Source organism: Sulfitobacter sp. CW3 (assembly GCF_019392245.1).
Classification (GTDB): Bacteria; Pseudomonadota; Alphaproteobacteria; order Rhodobacterales; family Rhodobacteraceae; genus Sulfitobacter.
The window spans coordinates 260590-277403 of record NZ_JAHXRL010000003.1; the positions used below are offsets into that span (position 1 = coordinate 260590).

Annotated in this window: 16 protein-coding genes; 12 read left to right on the forward strand and 4 right to left on the reverse strand. The window is 59.4% G+C overall.

Going from position 1 to position 16814, the window contains the following annotated elements; genetic code table 11:
* The first annotated feature begins 120 nt into the window (after positions 1–120).
* The gene (locus KZZ06_RS08165) at positions 121–1572 is read left to right on the forward strand and encodes an efflux RND transporter periplasmic adaptor subunit (RefSeq protein WP_219579541.1); all 1452 of its coding nucleotides are present in this window, start codon (positions 121–123) and stop codon (positions 1570–1572) included.
* 3 nt (positions 1573–1575) lie between these two features.
* Complete coding sequence (locus KZZ06_RS08170; RefSeq protein WP_219579542.1) at positions 1576–4977, forward strand: efflux RND transporter permease subunit; 3402 nt, start codon at positions 1576–1578, stop codon at positions 4975–4977.
* Here the strand turns inward: KZZ06_RS08170 and KZZ06_RS08175 are convergent, their stop codons facing one another.
* Positions 4978–5775 carry a protein-disulfide reductase DsbD domain-containing protein gene (locus tag KZZ06_RS08175; RefSeq protein ID WP_257884255.1) on the reverse strand — a complete coding sequence of 266 codons (798 nt, stop codon included), beginning with the start codon at positions 5773–5775 and terminating at the stop codon, positions 4978–4980.
* Between the two features lie 129 nt (positions 5776–5904).
* Here KZZ06_RS08175 and KZZ06_RS08180 point away from each other — a divergent pair, with 129 nt between their 5' ends.
* Positions 5905–6471: a YqgE/AlgH family protein gene (locus KZZ06_RS08180; RefSeq protein WP_257884256.1), complete on the forward strand. Its 567-nt coding sequence runs from the start codon at positions 5905–5907 to the stop codon at positions 6469–6471.
* Here KZZ06_RS08180 and KZZ06_RS08185 read toward each other — a convergent pair whose 3' ends face one another.
* Positions 6472–7404, reverse strand: a complete 933-nt coding sequence (locus tag KZZ06_RS08185) for an L-threonylcarbamoyladenylate synthase (RefSeq protein WP_219579544.1) — start codon at positions 7402–7404, stop codon at positions 6472–6474.
* Between the two features lie 155 nt (positions 7405–7559).
* Here KZZ06_RS08185 and KZZ06_RS08190 point away from each other — a divergent pair, with 155 nt between their 5' ends.
* The 5 genes from KZZ06_RS08190 to KZZ06_RS08210 all read left to right on the forward strand — a co-directional run bounded on the left by KZZ06_RS08190 (position 7560) and on the right by KZZ06_RS08210 (position 11674).
* On the forward strand, positions 7560–9275 hold the full coding sequence (locus KZZ06_RS08190) for an acyl-CoA dehydrogenase (protein ID WP_219579545.1): 1716 nt from the start codon (positions 7560–7562) through the stop codon (positions 9273–9275).
* Positions 9275–10336, forward strand: coding sequence for an MBL fold metallo-hydrolase (locus KZZ06_RS08195; RefSeq protein ID WP_219579546.1), 1062 nt, complete (start codon positions 9275–9277; stop codon positions 10334–10336). Before KZZ06_RS08190 ends, KZZ06_RS08195 begins: the two co-directional genes overlap by 1 nt.
* Positions 10329–10814 carry a DUF6173 family protein gene (locus KZZ06_RS08200; RefSeq protein ID WP_219579547.1) on the forward strand — a complete coding sequence of 162 codons (486 nt, stop codon included), beginning with the start codon at positions 10329–10331 and terminating at the stop codon, positions 10812–10814. Before KZZ06_RS08195 ends, KZZ06_RS08200 begins: the two co-directional genes overlap by 8 nt.
* A 90-nt stretch (positions 10815–10904) precedes the next feature.
* Positions 10905–11039, forward strand: a complete 135-nt coding sequence (locus tag KZZ06_RS08205) for an aa3-type cytochrome c oxidase subunit IV (RefSeq protein WP_093915506.1) — start codon at positions 10905–10907, stop codon at positions 11037–11039.
* 32 nt (positions 11040–11071) lie between these two features.
* Positions 11072–11674, forward strand: a complete 603-nt coding sequence (locus KZZ06_RS08210) for a hypothetical protein (RefSeq protein ID WP_219579548.1) — start codon at positions 11072–11074, stop codon at positions 11672–11674.
* On the opposite strand, the gene KZZ06_RS08215 is transcribed toward KZZ06_RS08210, so the two are convergent.
* The gene (locus KZZ06_RS08215; protein WP_219579901.1) at positions 11663–11989 is read right to left on the reverse strand and encodes an AzlD domain-containing protein; all 327 of its coding nucleotides are present in this window, start codon (positions 11987–11989) and stop codon (positions 11663–11665) included. The two genes, KZZ06_RS08210 and KZZ06_RS08215, sit on opposite strands and share 12 nt — an antisense overlap.
* Positions 11989–12708 carry an AzlC family ABC transporter permease gene (locus KZZ06_RS08220; protein WP_219579549.1) on the reverse strand — a complete coding sequence of 240 codons (720 nt, stop codon included), beginning with the start codon at positions 12706–12708 and terminating at the stop codon, positions 11989–11991. The genes KZZ06_RS08215 and KZZ06_RS08220 overlap by 1 nt, the downstream gene beginning before the upstream one ends.
* Before the next feature lie 48 nt (positions 12709–12756).
* Between KZZ06_RS08220 and KZZ06_RS08225 the strand changes: the two genes are divergently transcribed.
* From KZZ06_RS08225 to glp, 4 genes are read left to right on the forward strand one after another with little or no spacing between them, the layout of a single operon-like run.
* Positions 12757–13644, forward strand: coding sequence for a formate dehydrogenase accessory sulfurtransferase FdhD (locus KZZ06_RS08225; RefSeq protein ID WP_219579550.1), 888 nt, complete (start codon positions 12757–12759; stop codon positions 13642–13644).
* The gene (gene mobA / locus KZZ06_RS08230) at positions 13641–14243 is read left to right on the forward strand and encodes a molybdenum cofactor guanylyltransferase MobA (protein ID WP_219579551.1); all 603 of its coding nucleotides are present in this window, start codon (positions 13641–13643) and stop codon (positions 14241–14243) included. The genes KZZ06_RS08225 and mobA overlap by 4 nt, the downstream gene beginning before the upstream one ends.
* Positions 14240–14731 carry a molybdopterin-guanine dinucleotide biosynthesis protein B gene (mobB, locus tag KZZ06_RS08235; RefSeq protein ID WP_219579552.1) on the forward strand — a complete coding sequence of 164 codons (492 nt, stop codon included), beginning with the start codon at positions 14240–14242 and terminating at the stop codon, positions 14729–14731. The genes mobA and mobB overlap by 4 nt, the downstream gene beginning before the upstream one ends.
* A complete protein-coding gene (gene glp / locus KZZ06_RS08240) occupies positions 14728–16800 on the forward strand; it encodes a gephyrin-like molybdotransferase Glp (RefSeq protein ID WP_219579553.1) in 2073 nt (690 codons plus the stop codon). The genes mobB and glp overlap by 4 nt, the downstream gene beginning before the upstream one ends.
* The last annotated feature ends 14 nt before the right edge of the window (positions 16801–16814 follow it).

The following is a 16814-nucleotide window of genomic DNA, read 5'->3' on the forward strand; positions in this document are numbered from 1 at the left end:
CACATATTTTTCTGGCAACCCCGCGACGGAAAGCCATGGTACATCCGTATCATAACTGTGTTTTTGTATTTTTAAGGGGTGGGTTACCTTGCGCCACAGTGGTTTTGAGATCGGACAAAGATGCGTTTTCTAAGACAAAGTATGATTGGCCTGTTCTTGGTCGCGACTGCCTTGGGTCTTTTGGTGTTTGCCGCTGACAGAATTGGTGGTGCCTTGCAAAAACGCATGGCAGACGCACCCGCCCCGCAGGCCCCGCGCGAACGGGTTTTTTCAGTCAATGTTGTTCTTGCCACCCCAAGCAATGAGATACCTGTTTTAGAGAGTTTCGGCGCGATTCAAAGCCGGCGGCAGCTTGAACTGCGGGCGGCTGTTGGGGGGCGTGTGATCGAACTTGCCCCTGAGTTTGAGGACGGCGGCAAGGTGCGGGCGGGTCAGGTTCTGGTCCGGCTGGACCGCGCCGATGCGCTGGCCGAGGTCGAGCGTGCCAAAAGTGATGTGCAGGATGCCAAGGCAGAAGGGCGCGATGCCGCGCGTGCGTTGGAACTGGCCCTTGATGAACAAGCGGCCGCCGAGGAACAAGCAGTTCTGCGGTCCCGCGCTTTTCAACGTCAAAGCGATCTGGCGGATCGCGGCGTGGGCACCGCGATTGCGACAGAAACGGCCGAGCTTGCAGCATCAAGCGCGCGGCAGGCCGTGTTGGCACGTCGGCAGGTCGTGACCCAGACCGAAGCGCGCATTGACCAAGCCGCCAGTTCACTGTCGCGCGGACAGATCGCGTTGGCCGATGCACAGCGCCGTCTGGACGAGACAACAATTTCGGCCCCCTTTGATGGCACCCTTAGCGGTGCCTTGGTTGTCGAGGGGCGATTGGTGTCCGCCAATGAACGTCTGGCCGAGCTGATTGACCCGAACGATCTTGAGGTGTCATTTCGTGTGTCCACCGCGCAATACGCACGGCTGATTGATACGGATGGTAACCTTATCAAGGCCGATCTTACCGCCACTTTGGATGTGGCCGGTCTTGACCTCGAGGCGATAGGCAAGATCACCCGCGCAAGTGCTGCCGCGGGCGAGGGGGCCAGCGGGCGGTTGATTTTTGCGACGCTGACGCAAGCACCGGGGTTCAAGCCGGGTGATTTTGTCACTGTCCGTATCAACGAGCCCGAGCTTGAAAACGTTATTCGCCTGCCAAGTTCGGCGTTGGATGCACAGGCGCGTGTCTTGGTGATTGATAGCGAAAACCGGCTTGAGGCCGTGACTGTTGAGGTTCTGCGCCGTGTCGGAGACGAGGTTCTGGTGCGCGGTGATATCGCGGGCCGCGAGGTGGTCGAGGCACGCTCGCCGTTGTTGGGCGCTGGTATCGCGGTCAAGCCGCTGCGGGCAGGGGCTGCACCGCGCGAAGAAAACGTAATGGTCGCGCTGACCGACGAACGCCGGGCCAAGCTGATTGCCTTTGTTGAAGCGAGCACCCGTATGCCAGAGGCGGCCAAAGCCCGCGTCTTGGCACAACTGGCAGAGCCAGAGGTGCCCGCGCAAATGGTCGAGCGTCTAGAAAGCCGGATAGGGGGATAAGCGATGGCCCGCAGTATGTCGCGTACCACTGGGGGCATCTTGTCCTACTTTGTCCGGCATAAGACGGCGGCGAACCTATTGCTTGTTGTGCTGCTGGTGTGCGGGGCCGTTGCTGCGCCGAACATGCGGGCGCAGTTCTTTCCGGATGTGATTGTCGATAATGTCAGCGTGACCACGGTGTGGACCGGGGCCGGGGCTGAAGACGTGGATGGTGCCATCATTCAGGTGTTGGAACCCGCGCTTTTGACAATCGAAGGGGTTGAAAGTTCGACCGCGGCGTCGCGCGAGGGGCGCGGCACTGTCACGCTGGATTTCGAACCGGGCTGGGATATGGCGCGCGCTGCCGGTGATGTGCAAACTGCCGTCGACGCGATAACGACCTTGCCAGAAGAGGCCGAAGATCCGGTCGTGCGTCGCGGTGCGTGGCGGGACCGGGTTACAGATGTGGTGATCACCGGCCCGATCAGCCCCGAACAGCTTGGCCGCTTTGCGGATGAATTCGTCACGCGGCTGTTTGCCGAAGGGGTGACGCGCAGTACGATCCAGGGGGTTGCGTCGCCTGAGACCCTGATCGAAGTGCCATCCACCAAGTTGATAAGCTATGACATTACGATGGCCGAGATCGCCAGCGTCATCGCGGCCGAGGTTGATGCCGACCCTGCGGGTGATGTGACCGGCGCGAATGCACGGGTCCGGACCGGAACGGCCAAACGCAGCGCCGAGGCGCTTTCTGGGGTGGTGTTGCGGACGAATGCAGACGGGTCGGCCTTGACCGTTGGCGATTTGGCGCGGGTGATCGAACAAGGTTCTGACCGCGACGTCGGTTATTTCGTCGGGCAAGATCCGGCAATTTCGGTGCGCATTGATCGGTCTGATCGGGGCGATGCCATCGGCATCCAGCGCAGTGTCGAAGACGTCGTGGCCGAGATGACTGTGATGTTACCCCAAGGTGTCACGATGGAGCTGATCCGCACCCGCGCCGAAGCCATTACCGGTCGTCTTGATTTGTTGATCGACAACGGGTTGATGGGCCTGGTTCTGGTGGTCAGTCTGCTGTTCTTGTTTTTAAACGCCCGCACGGCGTTCTGGGTTGCCGCCGGTATTCCCGCGTCCATGGCTGCGGCGATTGCATTGATGTATGCGGGCGGGATCACGATCAACATGATCTCGCTTTTTGGTCTGATCATTACGCTGGGTATCGTCGTTGATGATGCCATCGTGGTGGGGGAACACGCCGATTACCGCCACAAGGAACTGGGCGAAAGCCCGATCGTCGCGGCGGAAAATGCAGCGCGTCGCATGGCGTTGCCGGTGTTTGCGGCCACCATGACGACGATCATCGCATTCTTTGGATTGTTGGCGGTCGGGGGGCGTTTTGGTAGCTTGATCGGTGATATCCCCCTGACGGTCATTGCCGTTTTGGCGGCGTCCTTGGTTGAATGCTTTTTGATCCTGCCCAACCACATGGCCCATGCCATGGCCGCCGGGGCCAAGGAACATTGGTACGATTTGCCCAGCCGCGTGGTGAACAAAGGCTTCCTATGGGCCCGCGAGACCCTGTTTCGGCCCTTCATGGCGGGTGTGATTGCTGGGCGTTATGTGGTGTTGGCGGGGGTGTTGGCGGTGCTGGCATCGCAAGTCGCACTGTTCATCCAGGGTGATGTGCAATGGCGGTTCTTTAATGCGCCTGAACGTGGGTCCGTCACCGGGAACTTTGCCATGCTCGAAGGGGCCACCCGCGAAGACACCATGGAAATGATGCGCGAGATGCAGCGCGCGACAGAAAGCTTGGGTCTAGAATACGCGGAACGTTATGGCACCAACCCGATTGACTATGTCATCGCGCAAATCGGCGGCAATGCGGGCCGCGGCCTTGATGGTGCCGACAGCAAAGATGCCGATCAGCTGGGCGGCATTTCAATCGAACTGATCGACGCCGATCTGCGCCCCTATTCCAGCTTTGCCTTTGTGGCCGAACTGCAAGATGCGGTTGTTAATCACCCGCTGGCCGAAACTGTCAGCTTTCGCGGTTGGCGGTCCGGCCCCGGTGGTGATGCACTGGACGTGCAGTTTTACGGGGCCGAGACTGATGTGTTGAAAGCTGCATCCGAAGATCTGCAAAACGCCCTGCGCCGCTATCCCGAGGTCAGTGCGGTACAAGACAATCTGGCCTACGATAAAGAAGAGCTGATCCTTGATCTGACCGCGCAGGGGCAATCGCTTGGCTTTACCATCGACACCCTTGGCCGCGCGCTGCGCAACCGTCTTGGCGGGATCGAGGCCGCAACCTATCCTGACGGGCCGCGTTCCGCGACAATCCGGGTAGAGCTGCCCGCGGGTGAATTGACGGCAGATTTTCTGGACCGCACCCAGATGCGTACGCCCGATGGGCACTATGTACCGCTTGCCGATATTGTGAGCGTCGAGCGGCGCACAGGGTTCAGCACGGTCCGTCGTGAAAACGGGATCAGATTGATTTCGGTAACGGGGGATATTTCCGAAGATGACCCTACCCGCGCAACCGAGATCACAACTGCGCTGCAAGACGAAATCCTGCCGACCATCGCGTCAGAGCGGCAGGTTGAATTCCGCATCAGCGGACTAAGCGAACAAGAAGACACATTCCTATCCGAGGCGTTAACAGGTCTGATCCTGGTCCTGACGGGCATCTATCTGGTGCTGTGCTGGGTGTTTGGCAGTTGGACACGGCCCCTCGTGGTGATGTCGGTGATCCCGTTCGGGCTGGTTGGCACAATCTATGGCCATGCGGTCTGGGATGTACCGCTTAGTATGTTCACCGTTGTGGGATTGTTGGGGATGACGGGCATTATCATCAACGATTCCATTGTTTTGATCGGCACGATTGACGAATACGGCGAAACGCGCGGGGTGATCCCTTCGATCATTGATGGTGCATCTGATCGGTTGCGGCCCGTGATGCTGACGACGCTGACCACCGTTCTGGGGATGGCACCGCTGCTGTATGAGCAAAGCCAACAGGCGCAATTCCTGAAACCGACTGTGATCACGCTGGTTTATGGGTTGGGCTTTGGCATGTTCCTCGTTCTGCTTGTGGTGCCTGCGTTGATCGCGGCCCAGCATGACATCTCGCGGCAGGTGCGGGCCATGCGGCGTGGTCTTGGCGCGCGTGCCGTCGGGCTGCGCTTTGGTTTGATGGCGCTTTGGGCGGTGATGATCGGCTGGGCCGCGCTGACATTGGGGTGGGTCGGCTGGCAGGGCGCGTTGCATCCCGTGTTGCTGTCGCTGGCACCGGGAATGGCAGAGATGGCACCGCTTACGGCCGCGTTGATCCTGTTTATCGGCGGGGCTGCGGTTTTGTCGCTTGGCGGGTATATCGTCGGTGCCGTGGCTTTGGCGTTGTCACGGCGGAAACGCCCTGTGTGATTAGCCGGGCGTGCAGCCCCGAATATCCACCGCGTGTTTGCTGCCAAAAACGGTCATGCGGATGTGTGATCTGTTCAGTGCAATCGGCCCGCCGGTTGAATGGGCGACATCAACCCTAGAGGTCAGGGTGCCACCGTGCCGCGTTGTGTCTGCTTCGCTGATCCACAAATCAGGTTGCCCGGTTTCAATCACAACCAATTCCGGACCGCCCGTGTCTGGCAGGGTAATGGCTGTTTCCAGCTCAAGATCACCATCGTTAAAGCGGATCGTGCAGGTGGCTTTTGTTACACCGGCCTCTTGCGCGGAATAGGGGCGCTGGGCAAGGGCTGCTGCAATCGCAGGCTCCGCACGGGTCGCATCGGTGTCGATCATACCGTCCAGATGCAATTGCGCAGGCACGCAGACATCCAGACACACGCCCAGATCGATTGTGGTCTGCAGGCGAACGGGCGCGCCCTTGTGCGGGGTGGTGATGACCAAAGGCAAAACCACCTGATCTTTATACCCGATTGTGGTCAGGTTTTCCTCGCGGAACACGGTCGGGGCGGGCCATTCCACAGCGACTGCTGACAGGTTTGTTGATCCGGCCCAATCAAAATGCGGTGGAATGCCCATATCACCCGGCGCGCGCCAATAGGTTTTCCACCCCGGTGCCATCGTCATACGGATTGCGGCAACGCGGTTGCCGTCGGGGCGGACCCACCCTTGCAGGATTTCACCCTTGATCACATCCATGGCGGATGCAGGAAGCGGGGCAAGCAAAGCTGCGAGGATCAGCGGGATCAGTGTTGTTTTCATCCGCCTTTCATGGGCCAAAGGCGGATGTCTGCCAAGTCACTATTGCATTATGAAACGTTACAACGCGGCGGGGTTGAAAGGAACGGAACCACAGGCCATTCTGATCGGGCAGCATTTTACGGGGGACGCATGGGGCTGGAAATGGATCTTACGGGGCAATTGCTGGTGGCGATGCCTGGCATGGGCGACCCACGGTTCGATCATTCTGTCATCTTTATTTGCACCCATTCCGCCGATGGGGCGATGGGGCTGATCGTCAACAAACCAGCGCCTGATCTGAAACTTACTGACGTTTTGGATAAACTCAGCGATGTTGAGTTTAACGATACATCGGGGCTTGGCGTGCATTTTGGCGGCCCGGTCGAGACATCGCGCGGCTTTGTTTTGCACAGCGCTGAATACCAATCGGTGCTGCAAACCCTGAATGTCACAGACGGGTTCGGGATGACCGCCACTTTGGACGTGCTAGAGGATATCGCCCGCGGCAAGGGGCCTGCGCAGGCGTTGTTGATGTTGGGCTATGCCGGTTGGGGTGAGAATCAGCTTGAACACGAGATTGCCCAAAACGGCTGGCTGACTTGCGATGCCACGCCCGAGATCGTGTTCGATCTGCCCGACGCTGATAAATGGGCGGCGGCGCTGTCATCGCTTGGCATTGACCCGCTGGGCCTAAGTTCGGCTGCGGGACGTGCCTAGCTAGCGTGGTGCGGCGGCGCGGCGCAGGCGGTCATTGATGGCCCGACCAAGACCGTGATCCGGAATAGGCGCAATGGCGATGGGTTTAGCCATCGCATCAAGGGCATGCAGATAATCGAACAGATTGGCCGCAGCTTGGGTCAGATCACCGCTGGGCGAAAGGTTCAAATCGCCTGAAATCGTGCCAAATCCTAACAGAACCTCGCCCTCTGATGCCGTTTGTGCGTTCAGACGGACTTGCGCGGCGGGCGCGTAATGCGATGTCATTTGCCCCGGCGCGATGATCTCTGCACCGTCGGCGACGTCTATCTGCATGCCAAGCGCGGCTTCAATCGCCTCAATAGGGAGACCCCCTGCGCGCAGCAAAATAGGTTTTGTTTGGGTTAATCCGATGATGGTGCTTTCTAGCCCGACTGCACAGGGGCCGTCATCCACGACAGCGTCAATGCGCCCGTCCAGCCCCGCCAGCACATGGGCCGCTGTTGTCGCGCTGATGCGCCCCGACGGATTGGCCGATGGTGCTGCAATGGGGCCGTCAAACGCCTGCAAGATCGCGTGCGATGTCGGGTGTGCGGGCACGCGCAGGGCAACGCTGTCCAACCCTGCGGTGACAAGCGACGACAAGCCATGATTGCTGGTTAACGGCAAAACCAACGTCAGCGGACCGGGCCAAAATGCAGTTGCAAGGATTTCGGCGTTGTCCGACCAAACGCCATAGCGCTGCGCGTCATCAACATCGGCAAGGTGCACAATCAGCGGGTTAAAGCTGGGCCGGCCTTTTGCTTCATAGATACGGGCCACCGCCGTGCCATTGCGGGCGTCAGCAGCCAGCCCGTAAACCGTTTCAGTGGGCAGCGCGACCAATCCGCCAGCGGCCAGAACAGCGGCGGCGCGGGCGATCCCTTGGGGGTCAGGCTGCAGGATATCGGTCATCTGTTCACTCAAAGCCTTTGTGACGCTGTGTTTCGGGTTGCGGTGGCGGGCCAGTCGCAGCATCCTTGCGAAACTGCCCCCGGTTTATGTTTGTGGGCTTATCAGGTCGATGCTCTATTTGCCAAGCAGACGCGCACGCCCAAGGAGGAATTACGATGCCATACCGCGCCCCCGTCGAGGATTATAATTTTCTGTTCAACCATATTGTTGGGCTTGAGGACGTGCGTGCCACGGATAAATTCGCCGAGGCCACGGATGATGTGACCCGTGCGATTTTGGAAGAAGCGGGCAAGCTGTGTAATGATGTGATGGCCCCCCTGCAGCGCCCCGGCGATCTGCAACCTGCCAAGCTGGAAAACGGTGTGGTGCGCACATCGCCCGGTTATGCGGATGGTTTCAAAGCCATCGCAGACGGCGGTTGGATCGGCATCAGCGCGGACCCCGAATATGGCGGGATGGGCCTGCCGTTGACCATGGCCAGCGCCGTGAACGAAATGATGAGCGGCGCGTGCCTGTCGCTGCAATTGGCCCCGTTGATGAGCCAAGGCCAGATCGAGGCGCTGGAACACCACGCCAGCGACGCGATCAAGGAATTGTATTTGCCCAAGCTGATTAGCGGCGAATGGACCGGCACGATGAACCTGACCGAACCGCAAGCCGGATCGGACGTGGGCGCGCTTTCCTCAAAGGCCGAAGACAACGGCGATGGGACGTTCAACATCTCGGGTCAGAAGATTTATATCAGTTGGGGCGATAATGATTTTGCGGACAACGTCTGCCATTTGGTGCTTGCGCGCCTGCCGGGTGCGCCTGCGGGCACCAAGGGGATCAGCCTGTTCTTGGTGCCCAAGTTTCTGCCAAACGAAGATGGCAGCCTAGGGGCCAGAAACACGCTGCAAGTGGTCAGCCTTGAGCACAAGATGGGCCTACACGGATCGCCCACATGCGTGATGCAATACGACAAAGCCGTCGGTTGGCTGGTCGGTCCTGAACAGGGCGGCATGGCGGCGATGTTTACCATGATGAACAACGCGCGGCTGGGCGTCGGCGAACAAGGTATCGGCGTTGCCGAAGCGGCCTATCAACATGCGCTGTCCTATGCGTTGGACCGCAAGCAGGGCAAAAACATCCGGCCAAACGGGTCTGGTACCATTGTTGATCATGCGGACGTGCGCCGCATGTTGATGACGATGAAGGCCGAAACCTTTGCCGCGCGGGCCATTGCTGCCAGTTGTGCGGTGGCCATCGACATGACCAACGCCACCGGCGAGGCGGAGTGGAAATCGCGTGCCGCATTCCTGACCCCGATCACCAAAGCGTTCGGAACAGACGTCGGGGTAGAGGTGGCGCAGATGGGTGTGCAGGTGCACGGTGGCATGGGCGTAATCGAAGAAACAGGCGCGGCGCAGTACTGCCGCGATGTGCGCGTGACCGCAATCTACGAGGGTACCAACGGCATTCAGGCGATGGATCTGGTGGCACGCAAGATGATGGATGGCGGCGAGGCCGCGAACCGACTGATGGACGAAATCGAAGCCCATGCCGAAGCGGCGCGCGACGCGTTCCCGAACATGGCCGACGCGGTTTGGCAAGCGACAGAAACCCTGCGCGAGACCACCGAATGGCTGGTTGCCCAAGACGACATGGACACGCGGTTCGCCGGTGCGGTGCCGTATCTTCGGGCCTTTGCACGCGTGTTGGGGGGGCATTTGCACCTCAAGGCGGCCTTGGCTGACAAGGGCGGTCCGCGCGAAAAGCTGGCGCGGTTCTATATCCTGCGCTTGTTGCCTGAACATGCGGGCCTGCTGGTGCATGCGCAGTCGGGGGCAGATGATCTGTTTGCACTGACCACAGATGAATTGGTTGCCTGATGACCGTTAAAAAAGTCGTGGGCCTGCGTTACCCTTGGGATACGCCGCCCGCCCATAACGAGGCGATCGAGGTCGCGCCGGGTGTGCTTTGGCTGCGCTTGCCGCTGCCGATGAAGCTGGACCATGTGAACGTCTATGCCTTTGACGAAGGCGACAGCTGGACAATCATCGATACCGGATTTTCGTCCAAGAAAGCCAAGGGAATCTGGACCGAACTGATGGCGGGGCCCCTTGGGGGCAAGCCGGTTTCGCGCGTGGTCGTGACCCATCACCACCCCGATCACATCGGGCTGGCAGGGTGGTTCCAAACTGAACACGGGGCCGAACTGGTCACCACCCGCACGGCATGGCTGACGGCGCGGATGTTGACGCTCGACACTCAAGAAACACCTGCCGCCGAAACACTGGCATTCTACAAGATGTCGGGCATGGATCGTGATCTATACGAAAAACGCGCCTCCGAGCGGCCATTCAACTTTGCCGATATCGTTGATCCGCTGCCCTTGGGCTTTACCCGCATCAAGCAAGACGATCAGATCACCATCGGTGGGCGCGTGTTTGACGTGCACATGGGCAATGGCCACGCGCCCGAACACGCCACCCTATGGAGCAGGGATGACAATCTGGTCATCGCGGGCGATCAGATTTTGTCATCGATCAGCCCGAATGTAGGTGTGTATGCAACTGAACCCATGGCCGACCCAATCGGCGAATGGCTGGAGGCCTGCGAACGTCTGGCCCCGATGGGCCGCGAGGATCATCTGGTACTTGGTGGGCACAAACTGCCGTTCACGGGGCTGCCCACGCGCATGCGCCAGTTGATCGACAATCACCACGGCGCGCTGAAACGGTTGGTCAAATATATCGACACGCCGAAATCTGCCTCGGAATGCTTTCCGACCTTGTTCAAACGCAAGATTGGCGAAGGCGAATATGGGCTGGCATTGGTCGAGGCAGTCGCACATCTAAGTCATCTGTATCAAACCGGTCTTGCCACGCGCGAATTGCGGGCAGAAGATGGGGCTTGGGTGTATCAGGCAACGGAACAAGCCAATGGATGATCTTATCAGAACCGCCGCCGAGGCCGCCGAGGCGGATGCCTTGCCGCGTTTGCACGAGGTCCATTCTGACGCCACACAGCGTAATGCCGCCCAGCAAGCGGTGCCAAAGGGCATGACAAACACGCCTGTGTCAAAGAAATCACCGGCACAATGGGCCTACGAGCGGGTCGTGCTGTACCTCAAAAACTTTGAGGAGCAGTTGGACGGGGACCAAGAGGTCGCAATGGGGTTCACAGGCGGCGACGCGGGCGTTTTGCGGATCGAAGGAATGGGGTATTTCGACCCTGATATTGTCACCTTTTACGGTCAGGACGGCGGGGGTGGACGGATGCAATTGGTGCAGCATGTCAGCCAGTTGAACGTCGCCTTGCGTGCCTTGCCAAAGGCCAAGCCCGAAAAGCCCGCGAATCGGATCGGCTTTCGCTTGGTCGAGGATATCGAAGCTGATGCAGCCCTGACGCAGACAAAAAACACATAAGATCGTGTTCTTTGATATCGTGACATGGGCGCGCGAATGCAGTAACCACGTTTTCAAATTGGATGAACACCAAGTCAAAGGATTACGAAAATGGCCAAACATGAACACGGCTCCATGGATACCACGTCACAGGAAAAGACCTTTGACAACTTCATGAACTGGGTCAAATGGTCCTCGATCGTGATCATTGGTATCCTTGTCTTTATGGCAATCTTCGCCCGCTAAGACCTTCGGCACCTACCCAACAGGACTATAATATGCGTATTTGGATGGCACTGGCCTGTGTCGCAATCGTTGCGGCATGTGCGAACGATACCGGCATTGATAATTCACCGGCCGAAGTCGCCGCCGCAGCCTATTCCGCGCCGGGCCCTAAATCACTGACTTTGCTGACCATGGTTAACAACCGCTCGGGCAGCGGCGCGCACACGGCGTTGCTGGTGAATGGGTCGCAGCAGGTGATCTTTGATCCGGCAGGGTCGTTTCGCGACCCACGGGTGATTGAACGGGGTGATGTGCTTTATGGTATGTCGCCAAACTGGGTCGAGGCCTATAAATCCTCGCACGCTCGTAAAACGCACCACGTGCGCAGTCAGACCGTCTCGGTGACCGAACAGCAAGCTGAACAGCTTCTTAAAGCGGTGATGACTAACGGGCAGGTCCCCGCAGCCTATTGCGCCAGCGCGACATCAAGCTTGCTGTCGGACGTGGCGGGTTTCGAGGGGATCGGCAAAACCTATTATCCCGGTAAATTGTCCGAGAGATTTGCGGCGCTGCCAAATGTCACCACGACGCAGTATTACGAAAATGACGCAGGTCACGTGCTTGATGGTGTGCAGGCGGCGCTGTTAGCCGAGTAACCAAAGCAGGCCGTATAGCGTGGCGGCACCGCTGATAATCGCCAGCAACACGTTCTTTGTGATGATCCCCACAGTAAGTGCAACCGCCGCTGCCGCAAAACGCGGGGGATCGAACTGTCCCCCCGTCGCGGCGGGGGCAAAGACCTGAGGGACCACCAAAGCGGGCAGGATGGCAACGGCGGTGTAACGCAGATGGCGCAGCAGCCATGCGGGCATTTCGCGGTCGCCCACCAATCCGGTAAAGACAAAGCGCAAGCCAAAGCTGCCGATGCCAAGGCCGATAATCACAAACCACAATGTGCCCTTATCGATCATCATGCTGCTCCCTCCGACCGGCGATCAAGCAAGACTTCGGTCTGGGCACCTGCCATCATGCCGACGACCCCCGCCACGATCAGACCCAGCGAATAGGGAATACCCGCTGTTGCCAAAGACGCAACTGACGCGACCAACGCGGCGACCACATGCGCGGGTGTACGAAACATCGGCGCGATCATCGCCAGAAATGTGATGGGCAGGGCGAAATCCAACGCCCAGCTGTCCGGGATCTGCGCGCCCAACAAGGCACCGACCAGCGTGAATAAATACCAAAGCGGGACGATAGGCGTCACGCAGCCAAAGAAATACGACATCCGCTGCGGAATGGTCATGTCGGGCTGTTTTTCATATTGCGCCATCGAGCACACATAAGATTGATCGACTGTCAGATACGCCGCAAACGCGCGTTGCCACAGGGGGGCTGCACCGATGTAGGGCGTCAGGGACGCGGAATACATCGCCATGCGCAGGTTCACCGCCAGCGCCGAGGCCAGTACAATCGCCGTCGGGGCGTGTTCCTGCATAAGTTGAAGCGCCGTAAACTGCGCCGCACCCGCGATCACGACGACGGAAAAGGCCAGCGTTTCAAATACGCTCAGCCCTGCCTCGGTCGCGAGAATGCCGAACAGGGATGAAAATGGAATGATCACCAAAACAAACGGGGCCGCATCGGCCAGGCCCTTGCGGAAGGCCGATTTCGTGGTGGTGATGGTCATGCTTTACCCCTAGGCTATTCCCATATCCTTAGCCGCCGTCCGAAGGGGATGCAATTGCCTGTGAACCTTGACACCGATGCCTATCTGATCGCCCCGCAGCCGGGGGCACCACGCCTGACCCGTGCGGTAAAGGGCCGCGACCACACCGGGGCAGAATTGACCATCAATGTGGTAGAAGAACGCCCGCTTACGATTTTTCTGAACGCGCAGGAAATCGTGACGGCAATGACCATCGGCGACTACCCTGAATATCTGGCGCTTGGGTTTCTCCGCAACCAAGGCATGCTGCGCGACGGCGAGGAAATTACCCGCGTAGACTATGACGAAGACCTTGAGGTCGTCGTGGTTCGCACCGCCCGCAAAACCGATTACGAAGACAAGATGCGCAAGAAAACCCGCACCAGCGGCTGCGCTGTCGGCACTGTTTTTGGCGATATGATGGAGGGGCTGGAGGGCGTAAGCCTGCCCGCCACACCGGTCCATACTTCGTGGCTTTACCGTCTGAGCGCGCAGATCAACCGCACGCCCAGCCTGTATCTCGAGGCTGGCGCGATCCATGGAACGATTCTGTGCCAAGGCGATAAGCCATTGGTTTATATGGAGGACGTCGGGCGTCATAACGCCGTCGACAAGATCGCAGGCTGGATGTTGTCTGAAAATGTGCCTGCGGATGACAAGATATTATACACCACCGGGCGCCTGACCTCTGAGATGGTGATCAAAACCGCGATGATGGGTATTCCGGTGCTGGCGTCGCGGTCTGGATTTACCGCATGGGGCGTTGAAATTGCGAACCAGGTTGGCCTGACGTTGATCGGCCGGATGAAGGGCAAACGTTTTATCTGCCTCGCCGGAGAAGACCGCCTTGTGCGCGACGCTGACCCGGATTTGGTTCTTGAGGAACCTAAACGCGCCGGGCGGAAGGGATCGGAATGAAACAGCCACTTGGGGTTATTCTGGCCGGTGGGCAGGCCACGCGCATGGGCGGCGGTGACAAGGGTTTGCTGAGGTTGGGTGGTCGCACATTGCTGTCTCATGTGATCGAACGTCTGTCGCCGCAGGTTGCTGAACTGGCGCTGAATGCCAATGGCGATGCGGCACGGTTTGATGCGCTTGATCTGACGGTTTTGCCTGACAGTATCGATGGTTTTGTGGGGCCCTTGGCGGGCGTCCTTGCGGGGATGGATTGGGCCGCCGAACGGGGCGCGGACACCATCGTCACTGCTGCCGCGGATACCCCGTTTTTTCCCGGCGATCTGGTGCCACGGCTGCTGCTTGCCAGCGAGGGGATGACCCACCCGCTGGTCTTGGCGGCAACACCTGATGCAACAGGCGGCACGGCGCGGCATCCGACATTCGGCCTGTGGCCAGTCGCATTGCGCGATGATCTGCGGGCGGCGCTGAACGGCGGGCTGCGTAAGGTCGTGATGTGGACCCAACAATACGGCGGACGCGAGGCGTTGTTTCCGCACGAGGCTGCGTTCTTTAATGTGAATACGCCAGATGATCTGAAAATCGCCGAGGGCATGCTATGAGAATTTATGGCGTCACGGGTTGGAAAAATGCTGGAAAAACGGGGCTTATGGAACGGCTGGTTGCCGAGATTACAGGGCGTGGGTTCAGCGTGTCGACGGTAAAACACGCGCACCACACGTTCGAGGTGGATCATCCAGGCAAGGACAGTCATCGCCACCGCGTCGCCGGTGCCCGCGAGGTTCTGCTGGCCTCGCGCAATCGCGTCGCACTAATGCACGAACTGCGCGACGAGGAAGAACCGAAGCTGGAGGCGCTGCTGGCGCGGTTAAGCCCCGTCGATCTGGTGTTGATCGAAGGCTACAAACGCGACGCTCACCCCAAGATCGAGGCGCATCGTGCCGAAACGGGGAACGCTTTGATTGCGCCCGATGATCAAACCATCAAGGCCGTGGCCAGCGATACCCCGCTTGCGTTGGACCGCCCGGTTTTTGACTTGAATGATACGGTCGCGATCGTAGATTTTATTTTGGCCGAGGTCGGGCTGTGACCGGGTTCGATACATTTGTGGTGATCGATTGGTCAGGCGGCAATGACACGGGGGGCAGCCCGCGCAAGGATGCGATTTGGGCGGGTGTGAATCGCAACGGGCAGGACCAAGACCCGGTTTATTTGCGCAACAGAACCGTGGCCGAGGCGTGGATCGTTGATTTAATCCGGGCCGAACTTGAGGCCGAGCGCCGTGTGATGATCGGCTTTGATTTTCCTTTCGGTTATCCCGCCGGTTTTGCCGAGGCGTTGACAGGTTATACTGACCCGCTTGTGCTTTGGGATTGGTTCGAGGCGCGGATCGAGGATAGCCCCGAAACAAACAACCGTTTTGATCTGGCGGCAGAGATGAACCTGGGACTTGGTGACGGGGTAGGCCCGTTTTGGTTCAATGGTTTGCCCAACCGCGACATTCCCGGCCTGCTGCGTCGCAAGGAAGGGTATGCGAACCCGTTTTCGGAAAAAAGACAGGCGGAAACTCGGGCGAAAGGCGCGTTTTCCTGCTGGCAAATGGGCGGGGCGGGTGCCGTCGGATCGCAGGTGTTCATGGGTTTGCCGGTGTTGTCGCGCCTGCGCAAACGGTTTCATGGAGAGATCAACGTTTGGCCCTTTGAGCAGCTAAAGCGTCCGGTGGCGTTTGTTGAAGTCTGGCCGTCGCTGACGGTTGGCGATGCACCGGCTGAAATGATCAAGGACGCGTGGCAGGTTCAAGAACTGTCGCGCCAGATGAGCGAATTACCAGCGGCTGCATTGGATGAAATGTTGGACGTATACGCCCCCGAAGAAGGCTGGATTTTCGGGTTGGGTTTTGAGGACCGCATGAAAACGGCGTCTCCGCTGCGGAACGACTGTTTTGCCCTGCCGCCGGGGGTGCATTGGACACCGGTGGACGAGGCGTTGTCGTTGCTAAGATCCCGGTTGTCACCGGTCGTGTCGGTTGAAACGGTAGAGATTGGCGGCGCATTGGGGCGTATTGTTGCGCAAGACGTGACTGCCAAACGTGCCAACCCGCCGCTGCCAAACACCGCTGTTGATGGCTATGGTTTTGTAGGCGGGCGGGGCGATGGGCCGCATCAATTGCCTTTGGCCGATGGCCGCGCTGCGGCGGGGGATGCGCCGGGAACCGTGCCAGCAGGGCAGGCGATCCGCATTCTGACAGGTGCCGCGCTGCCCACGGGCGTCGATACGGTTGTGTTGCAAGAAGACGTTCGGATCGAGGATGGCGCCGTGGTGTTCAATGGCCCCATCAAACCGGGCGCGAACACCCGCAAGGCGGGCGAGGATGTTGAACAAGGCCACGTTGTCACGCGCGCCGGACGGCGTGTTGCGGCGGCTGATCTGGCCCTGATGGCGGCGACGGGGAATGATGCGCTGGATGTTTATCAGCCGTTGCGGGTTGGTGTCATTTCGACCGGTGACGAGATCGTGGAACCCGGCGGGGCGGCATCTGATGGCCAGATTTACGATGCCAACCGACCGATGCTTTTGGCGCTGGTCCGGCAGTTCGGACATACTGCGGTTGATCTGGGGCATGTCGGCGATGATCGTGCAGCATTGCGCGCCCGCCTGAACAGCGCCACCGGAGATGTGGATGCGATCCTGACCAGCGGCGGCGCATCTGCGGGGGACGAGGATCACGTATCTGCCCTGCTGCAAGAGGCCGGTGCCCTGTCGCTTTGGCGGGTTGCGGTCAAACCGGGGCGGCCCTTGGCATTGGGGATGTGGCACGGCCTGCCGGTCTTTGGGCTGCCGGGTAATCCGGTCGCCGCGATGGTCTGTACGTTGATCTTTGCGCGGCCCGCGTTGTCGGTGATGGCGGGGCAAGAATGGACCACGCCGCAAGGGTTCGATGTGCCTGCAGCGTTTGAAAAGCGCAAGAAACCGGGCCGCCGCGAATTTCTGCGCGCGCGGATGTGCGACGGCCGTGTCGAGGTGTTCGCCTCAGAAGGGTCGGGCCGGATCAGCGGGCTGAGCTGGGCGGAAGGTTTGGTTGAACTGCCGGACGGGGCGGTGCATGTGCGTCCGGGCGATATGGTGCGGTATATCCCTTATGGATCGTTCGGGATTTAGGGTGTCGGGCCGGA

Excerpts from the sequence above, each read along its gene's own strand:
- KZZ06_RS08165 (WP_219579541.1), top strand. The coding sequence starts at position 121 with ATGCGTTTTCTAAGACAAAGTATGATTGGCCTGTTCTTGGTCGCGACT.
- KZZ06_RS08170 (WP_219579542.1), top strand. The coding sequence starts at position 1,576 with ATGGCCCGCAGTATGTCGCGTACCACTGGGGGCATCTTGTCCTACTTT.
- KZZ06_RS08175 (WP_257884255.1), bottom strand. The coding sequence starts at position 5,775 with ATGAAAACAACACTGATCCCGCTGATCCTCGCAGCTTTGCTTGCCCCG.
- KZZ06_RS08180 (WP_257884256.1), top strand. The coding sequence starts at position 5,905 with ATGGGGCTGGAAATGGATCTTACGGGGCAATTGCTGGTGGCGATGCCT.
- KZZ06_RS08185 (WP_219579544.1), bottom strand. The coding sequence starts at position 7,404 with ATGACCGATATCCTGCAGCCTGACCCCCAAGGGATCGCCCGCGCCGCC.
- KZZ06_RS08190 (WP_219579545.1), top strand. The coding sequence starts at position 7,560 with ATGCCATACCGCGCCCCCGTCGAGGATTATAATTTTCTGTTCAACCAT.
- KZZ06_RS08195 (WP_219579546.1), top strand. The coding sequence starts at position 9,275 with ATGACCGTTAAAAAAGTCGTGGGCCTGCGTTACCCTTGGGATACGCCG.
- KZZ06_RS08200 (WP_219579547.1), top strand. The coding sequence starts at position 10,329 with ATGGATGATCTTATCAGAACCGCCGCCGAGGCCGCCGAGGCGGATGCC.
- KZZ06_RS08205 (WP_093915506.1), top strand. The coding sequence starts at position 10,905 with ATGGCCAAACATGAACACGGCTCCATGGATACCACGTCACAGGAAAAG.
- KZZ06_RS08210 (WP_219579548.1), top strand. The coding sequence starts at position 11,072 with ATGCGTATTTGGATGGCACTGGCCTGTGTCGCAATCGTTGCGGCATGT.
- KZZ06_RS08215 (WP_219579901.1), bottom strand. The coding sequence starts at position 11,989 with ATGATCGATAAGGGCACATTGTGGTTTGTGATTATCGGCCTTGGCATC.
- KZZ06_RS08220 (WP_219579549.1), bottom strand. The coding sequence starts at position 12,708 with ATGACCATCACCACCACGAAATCGGCCTTCCGCAAGGGCCTGGCCGAT.
- KZZ06_RS08225 (WP_219579550.1), top strand. The coding sequence starts at position 12,757 with ATGCAATTGCCTGTGAACCTTGACACCGATGCCTATCTGATCGCCCCG.
- mobA (WP_219579551.1), top strand. The coding sequence starts at position 13,641 with ATGAAACAGCCACTTGGGGTTATTCTGGCCGGTGGGCAGGCCACGCGC.
- mobB (WP_219579552.1), top strand. The coding sequence starts at position 14,240 with ATGAGAATTTATGGCGTCACGGGTTGGAAAAATGCTGGAAAAACGGGG.